This window comes from Accumulibacter sp., assembly GCF_023806635.1.
Classification (GTDB): Bacteria; Pseudomonadota; Gammaproteobacteria; order Burkholderiales; family Rhodocyclaceae; genus Accumulibacter.
On the sequence record NZ_JAMTDQ010000034.1, the window covers coordinates 21,882 to 29,150 of the forward strand.

Here is a 7,269-nt window from a genome sequence, read left to right on the forward strand (position 1 = left end):
TCGCATGTTGCCCGGCAACCCGTCGCACGCGGCCGCCGCTCGACGTCGCGGCGGGCTGCTCAGGCGTGGACCAGGCGCTGCGCCGCCTCGGCGAGGCTTGCGACTATACCATCACAAGGCAGCTCATGAACGTCGCGCCCCTCGTTGTAGCCATAGGGGACGAGGAAGACATGGCAGCCGGCTGCCCGTCCGGCATGAAAATCGTGCACCGAATCGCCGATCATCAGCACGTCGACCGGCGACACGGCGAGGCGGCCACTGGCCCACAGCAGCGGCATCGGATCGGGCTTCGGCCGCGGCAGGACGTCGCCGCTGACGATGACGTCGAAATAGGGATGCAGGCCCGTGCGCTGCAACAGGGGCAGGGCGAAGACCTCGGCCTTGTTGGTAATGACGCCGAGCGGCAAGCCAAGGGCCCTGAGCGCATCGAGACCCTCGCCGACGCCCGGAAAGAGCGCGGCATTGCGGCCATTCTCGACGCTGTAGTGCCGCTTGAAGCTGGCCAGCGCGTCGGCGGGCGGTGGTGTGCCATCGTCGGCGGCCGCCATCGACCCGGCCAGCACGCGCTTGACGAGATTGGCAATGCCACGACCGACGTAGCTGCGGATCGACTCGACGGCGATCCCGGGTCGGCCCAGGTCGGCCAGCATGGCGTTGGCCGCGGCATGCAGATCGAGGACCGTATCGAGCAGCGTACCGTCGAGATCGATGAGTACGGCACGTACGGCAAGCGGCGGGGGCATCATGCCGCCGCCAGTCGTGCGCGCAGGGCGGCGAGGACGCTGTCGTAGCGATTCGGGTCGCCTTCCCTGGCGGCACCGTAGACGGCCGAACCAGCGACGAAGGTATCGGCGCCGGCGCGCGCGATCTCGGCGATGTTGTCGACCTTGACGCCGCCATCGACCTCGAGCCGGATCCGCCGGCCCCGCTCGCGCTCGTAGGCATCGATGCGGGCACGCACGGCGGCGATCTTGGGCAGCGTCGACGGAATGAACGTCTGCCCGCCGAAGCCCGGGTTGACGCTCATCAGCAGGATCAGGTCGAGTCGATCCATGACGTGGTCGAGGTGGGCAAGCGGCGTCGCCGGATTGAACACCAATCCCGCCTGGCAGCCATTCTCGCGAATCAGCGCCAGTGTCCGGTCGACGTGTTCGGAGGCTTCGGGATGGAAGCTGATCACGTTGGCACCCGACCGGGCAAAATCGGGAACGATGCGGTCGACGGGCCTGACCATCAGGTGGACATCGATCGGCGCCGTGATCAATGGCCGGATCGCCTCGCAGACGAGTGGACCGATGGTCAGGTTGGGCACGTAATGGTTGTCCATCACGTCGAAATGAATCCAGTCTGCGCCGGCGGCAATGACGTTGACGACCTCCTCGCCGAGCCGCGCAAAGCTGGCGGAGAGGATGCTTGGAGCGATGACGTACATGACGGGAGCCTTCGCGATATGGGCCTTGATTCTAGCGCGAAAAGCGCGCCTGGCTTAGAGCAAGCGTTCGCTCAGTCGCCGGCTGCCTGGCGGGCTGCCTGACGGACTTGTCAGCGTCGCGAGTTTGGTGTGCAATGCCGGTTCCGATCGATCCGCCACGGGGCAAGAATGGCCGCAAGCAAAAAATATGAGATCGCCGTCAGCGCTCTGCCGCAGTACATTGCCGAACAGTCGGATCCCGCGCGCGACCACTACGTCTTCGCCTACACGATCAGCATCGAGAATGTCGGCACGGTGGCCGCGCAACTCGTTTCGCGGCACTGGGTGATCACCGATGCCACCGGCGAGGTGCAGGAGGTACGGGGACTCGGGGTGGTTGGCCGGCAGCCACTCCTGCAGCCGGGAGAGAAGTTCGCCTACACCAGTGGCTGCCAGCTCGACACACCGGTGGGCACGATGCGTGGCAGTTACCAGTTCACCGCTGTCGACGGGCAGCAGTTCGAGGCGGAGATCCCGGTTTTCACGCTCGCGGTACCGCACGTCCTGCACTGAGCGGTCGTTCAGTCTGCCCTAGCTGCGGTAGTCGGCGTTGATGCGGACGTACTCGTAGGAGAGGTCGCAGGTGTATACGGTCGCATCGGCGTCGCCCCGGCCAAGCGCCACGCGGACGCTGATCTCGGCCTCCCGCATGATCGCCGCGCCGTCCTCCTCGCGATAGCAATCCGCCCGGCCGCCGTTCTCCGCCACCAGGATTTCGCGCCCGCCACTGCCCAACCAGACACGCACACGCCCGACGTCGAGTTCGTCGAGCGCAGCGTAGCCGATCGCTGCCAGGATGCGGCCGAGGTTGGGATCGGCGGCAAAGAACGCCGTCTTCACCAACGGCGAGTGGCCGATGGCGTAGCCGACGGTTCGGCATTCGCCGCGGTCACGGCCACCTTCGACGGCGATGCGGATGAACTTGCTCGCCCCCTCGCCGTCACGGACGATGGCCTGCGCGAGCTCGCTGGCGACGGCAATCACCGCCTGCCGCAAGAGCTGGTAGCCCGGGTCCGTCGGCGCGCTGACCTCGACCCCTGCCTGGCCGGTGGCGGCGAGGATGAAGGAATCGTTGGTCGAGGTATCGCCATCGACGGTGATGCCGTTGAACGATTCATCGGCGGCTTCGCGCAGCAGATCCTGCAACAGCGGGCTGGCGATGCCGGCATCGGTGGCGACGAAGGCCAGCATCGTCGCCATGTTCGGCCGGATCATGCCCGCCCCCTTGCTGATGCCGGTGACGGTGACCGCCCTGCCTGCGACCTCGACGCGCCGCGATGCCGCCTTGGCAACCGTGTCGGTGGTCATGATGGCGTGCGCCGCCGCGTGCCAGTTGTCCGCCCGCAGGTCCGCGATGCATGCCGGCAGGCCGGCGAGCAGGCGATCCAGCGGCAGCGGTTCGAGGATCACTCCCGTCGAAAAGGGCAGCACCTGCCGGTCGGCGATCGCCAGCAGGCTGCCAAGGGCGGCGCAGGTCGCCGTCGCCACCTGCCAGCCGGCTTCGCCGGTGCCGGCGTTGGCAACGCCGGTATTGATCACCAGCGCACGGATGTCGCTGCCAAGCGCGAGATGCCTGCGGCAGACCTGCACCGGTGCCGCGCAGAAGCGGTTGGCGGTGAACACGCCGGCGACCCGGGTTCCGCTGTCGAAAGCCAGAACGGCCAGGTCGCGGCGATCCGGCTTGCGGATTCCCGCTGCGGCGACACCGAGGCGAACGCCAGCCACCGGCAACAGCTCGGCGGCGGCAGGAGTACGGTAGTTGACGGGCATGAAGACCTCGCTGGCGAAGGCGAACCGGCGGCAGACACGGGGCCCGGCGCCAGCGACCGCGGCTGGTGGCCAGCGCCGCTGCTCCGATGCTGCGGATCAGCCGGGGCAGGAACTAGGACAGCTTGCCATGGCAGTACTTGTATTTCTTGCCCGAGCCGCAGGGGCATGGTTCGTTGCGCCCGACCTTGTGCGCCGCCGTCGCTGGCCTGGCGGCAGGCGCTGCACCCGTTGCCGCGGCAGCCTGGCCGAGCGCTTCGTCATAATCCGCATGGTGGTAGCGGACATTCTGCACCTCGGCATGTGGCGCCGTTTCCTCGACATCCTGCGCCCGCACCTGCACCGTCACCAGCAGCCGCGTGACGTCGGCGCGAACGCTGTCGAGCATGCGCTGGAAGAGCTCGAAGGCTTCGCGCTTGTATTCCTGTTTCGGGTTCTTCTGGGCATAGCCGCGCAGGTGGATGCCCTGACGCAGATGATCGAGCGCCGCCAGATGCTCCCGCCAGTGCGTGTCGAGGCTCTGCAGCATGACGTTGCGCTCGAACTGGTGGAACATTTCGGCCCCCACCAGATCGATCTTCGCAGCATAGGTGGCCGCCGCCGCATCGACGATCCGCCGCAGGATGTCTTCATCACGCAGGTTCGGTTCATTGCGCGCCCACTCGCCCACCGGCAGGACGATCTGCAGATCGGCAGCGAGCGCCTTCTCGAGTCCCGGCAGATCCCACTGTTCCTCGACCGTGTCGGCCGGCACGTGAAGACGGAAAGTGTCGTGCAACACGCCTTCGCGCATGGCGGTGATGGTTTCCGTGATGTCCTCGGTCTCGAGCAACTCGTTGCGCTGCGAGTAGATCACCTTGCGCTGGTCGTTGGCGACGTCGTCGTACTCGAGCAGCTGCTTGCGGATGTCGAAGTTGCGCGCCTCGACCTTGCGCTGCGCCGATTCCAGCGAACGCGAGACGAGCGGATGCTCGATCGGCTCGCCTTCCGGCATCTTCAGGCGCTCCATGATCGCCTTCAGGCGTTCGCCGGCAAAGATGCGCAGCAACGAATCATCGAGGGCGAGGTAGAAGCGCGACGAGCCGGGATCCCCCTGGCGGCCGGAACGACCACGCAACTGGTTGTCGATGCGCCTTGACTCGTGACGTTCGGAACCGATGATGTGCAGGCCGCCGGCCGCCACGACCTGCTCGTGCAGCACCTGCCACTGCGCGCGGATCGTGGCGATCTGTGCCTCGCGCTCGGCCTCGCCGAGCGCCTCGTCGTCACGCACCGCGGACACCTGCTTCTCGATGCTGCCGCCAAGGACGATGTCGGTACCGCGGCCGGCCATGTTCGTGGCAATCGTGATCATCCCCGGTCGGCCTGCCTCGCGAACGATCTCGGCCTCGCGCGCATGCTGCTTGGCGTTGAGCACCTGGTGCGGCAGCTTTTCGTGGTCGAGCAGCGCCGACAGCAGTTCCGAGTTCTCGATCGACGTCGTGCCGACCAGAACCGGCTGGCCGCGCTCGCGGCAGCCGCGGATGTCGGCGATGATCGCGCTGTGCTTCTCCTTGGCGGTGCGGAAGACCTGGTCGTTGTTGTCGGTCCGCCGCATCGGCTGGTTGGTCGGGATGACGACCGTCTCCAGGCCATAGATCTGCTGGAATTCATAGGCTTCCGTGTCGGCCGTCCCGGTCATCCCGGCGAGCTTGCCGTACATGCGGAAGTAGTTCTGGAACGTGATCGAGGCCAGTGTCTGGTTCTCGTTCTGGATGCGCACCCCTTCCTTCGCCTCGACCGCCTGGTGCAGCCCGTCGGACCAGCGGCGGCCTGACATCAGGCGACCGGTGAACTCATCGACGATGATCACCTCGCCGTTCTGCACGACGTACTGCTGATCGCGCAGAAAGAGGTTGTGCGCCCGCAGGGCGGCGTAGAGGTGATGGATCATCAGGATGTTGGAGGCGTCATAGAGGCTGCGGCCATCGGGCAACAACCCGGCACTGGCGAGCAGTTCCTCCGCATGTTCGTGCCCTTCCTCGGTCATCAGGATCTGATGCCCCTTCTCGTCCACCCAGTAGTCGCCGGGGCCATTCTCCTCGGCGCAGCGCTTGAGCAACGGCGCCACCCTGTTCATCCGCACATAGAGGTCGGTATGGTCCTCCGCCTGCCCGGAAATGATCAACGGCGTCCGCGCCTCGTCGATGAGGATCGAGTCCACTTCATCGACGATCGCGAAAGCCAATCTGCGCTGCACCCGCTCACCGGCCGAGTACACCATGTTGTCGCGCAGATAATCGAAGCCGAACTCGTTGTTGGTGCCGTAGGTGATGTCGGCGGCGTAAGCCGCCTGCTTCTGGTCATGCGGCATCTGCGACAGGTTGACGCCGACCGTGAGGCCAAGGAAGCGGTGCAGGCGCCCCATCCACTCGGCATCCCGATTGGCGAGGTAATCGTTGACGGTGACGATGTGCACGCCCTCGCCGGACAGCGCGTTGAGGTAGGAAGCCAGCGTCGCGACCAGCGTCTTGCCCTCGCCAGTGCGCATCTCGGCGATCTTGCCATCGTGCAGGACCATGCCACCAATCAACTGGACATCGAAATGCCGCATGCCGAGGGTCCGCTTGCCGGCCTCGCGGACGACGGCGAATGCCTCCGGCAGCAACGCGTCCAGCGTCTCGCCGTTCGCCACCCGTTCCTTGAAGTGTGCCGTCCTGTCACGCAGCGCGCCGTCGGACAGCGCAGCGACCCCCGCCTCGAGCGAGTTGATCCTGCGCACGACCTGCATGTACTGCTTGATCAGCCGATCGTTGCGGCTGCCGAAAATCTTCTTGAGTAAGCCGGAAATCATTCTGGGAACGGTAGAGGAAGTTGCAGTTGATGGGCGGACCCGAGCCAGGGGCCGACTCGCCTCCGCGGTGGAACTGGTAGTGCCGTTCGCACTGCGCCACCTGAGCGGCACGATGACTGCATCCCGACCATCATGCGGCGCGCGGCAACGATACTACCTTCAACACTCGCCCGACGCAATTCCGCCTGGCGCATTCCGCCCGTCAATTCGGCCTCATCGCCCTGCCGCCGCCGGACGGTGGCGGCCGCCGGCGGCAGCACGCGGCAGGCAACGCGGCAGGCTTGCCTGTCGGCAAGCATCGGTGCTCTAATGCTCGTGCAATCACAGACGCCGGAGGAAACCGCACATGCCCGATACGCGCTTCAAACCCCTGGCGTGGACGCGACTGCAGAGGGGCGTCCCCTGCTACCTCCCGAAAGCCGCTCCCCGCCCGGCCGTCGATATCCATTCTCCGGCGCTGGCCGTCATGACCGATTTTCAGCGCCAGCCGCCGGTCACGGTGACCCGGGATACCTCGCTGGAAGACGCCAACAGGCTGATGGCACTCAGCCACGCGCACTACCTGCTGGTGGCCGACGAGCAGAGACATCTTCTGGGCATCGTCACCGAAGCCGGAACGAGGGGTCACCGGCCACTGGCGGCGGCACACCGAATGGGAGTCAAACCAGCCGAGCTGGTGGTTGGTGACATCATGGTGAGCAAGCATGATGATGCCGAGGTCATGCACCTGCGCGACGTCGGCGCGGCGCGGGTGGGCAACGTCCTCGCCGCCCTGCGCGAACTCGGCTCGCCATTCTGCCTGGTGGTCGACCACGACGACGACGACCACCACGTGCTCTGTGGCGTCTTCTCTCTGGCGCAGATCGACCGGCAACTCGGCCTCACCTCGGCATCCGAGGAGATCGCGCAGACTTTCTCGCAGGTCGTGAGTTCGCTCGGCCATTGAGCAACCTGTCGCCCTGACGCGGCGGCAGATCGACGGACGGTGCCGGGCAACGGCCAGCAGGCCCGATGAATGCCGCTGCCGCGGCCACACGAGTCGATTGCCGGTGGCGCCGACGGGCCCGGCTCGCTAGCGCATCCGCACCGAGTCCGGCAAGCCCGGTCATCCGGGGATGAGCCAGGCGTCTGGGTGCATGGCACGCCCGAGACGATTCGAACGTCCGACCCCTGCCTTCGGAGGGCAGTACTCTATCCA

At 66.2% G+C, this 7,269-nt stretch carries 6 protein-coding genes; 2 read left to right on the forward strand and 4 right to left on the reverse strand.

The window, feature by feature from the left end:
• Positions 1-59: 59 nt before the first annotated feature.
• Together NFW30_RS06005 and rpe are read right to left on the reverse strand one after the other, a co-directional pair.
• On the reverse strand, positions 60-746 hold the full coding sequence (locus NFW30_RS06005) for a phosphoglycolate phosphatase (protein ID WP_363322074.1): 687 nt from the start codon (positions 744-746) through the stop codon (positions 60-62).
• Positions 743-1,432 carry a ribulose-phosphate 3-epimerase gene (rpe, locus tag NFW30_RS06010; RefSeq protein ID WP_295354053.1) on the reverse strand — a complete coding sequence of 230 codons (690 nt, stop codon included), beginning with the start codon at positions 1,430-1,432 and terminating at the stop codon, positions 743-745. Before rpe ends, NFW30_RS06005 begins: the two co-directional genes overlap by 4 nt.
• A 168-nt stretch (positions 1,433-1,600) precedes the next feature.
• Here rpe and apaG point away from each other — a divergent pair, with 168 nt between their 5' ends.
• A complete protein-coding gene (gene apaG / locus NFW30_RS06015; protein WP_295354056.1) occupies positions 1,601-1,984 on the forward strand; it encodes a Co2+/Mg2+ efflux protein ApaG in 384 nt (127 codons plus the stop codon).
• An 18-nt stretch (positions 1,985-2,002) separates the two neighbouring features.
• On the opposite strand, the gene argJ is transcribed toward apaG, so the two are convergent.
• A complete protein-coding gene (argJ, locus tag NFW30_RS06020; RefSeq protein ID WP_295354058.1) occupies positions 2,003-3,241 on the reverse strand; it encodes a bifunctional glutamate N-acetyltransferase/amino-acid acetyltransferase ArgJ in 1,239 nt (412 codons plus the stop codon).
• 112 nt (positions 3,242-3,353) lie between these two features.
• Positions 3,354-6,071: a preprotein translocase subunit SecA gene (gene secA / locus NFW30_RS06025; protein ID WP_295354061.1), complete on the reverse strand. Its 2,718-nt coding sequence runs from the start codon at positions 6,069-6,071 to the stop codon at positions 3,354-3,356.
• A gap of 346 nt (positions 6,072-6,417) precedes the next feature.
• On the opposite strand from secA, the gene NFW30_RS06030 reads away from it, so the two are divergent.
• Positions 6,418-7,017 (forward strand): CBS domain-containing protein, encoded by a 600-nt coding sequence (locus tag NFW30_RS06030; RefSeq protein WP_295354064.1) that lies wholly within the window; start codon positions 6,418-6,420, stop codon positions 7,015-7,017.
• Positions 7,018-7,269: the final 252 nt, after the last annotated feature.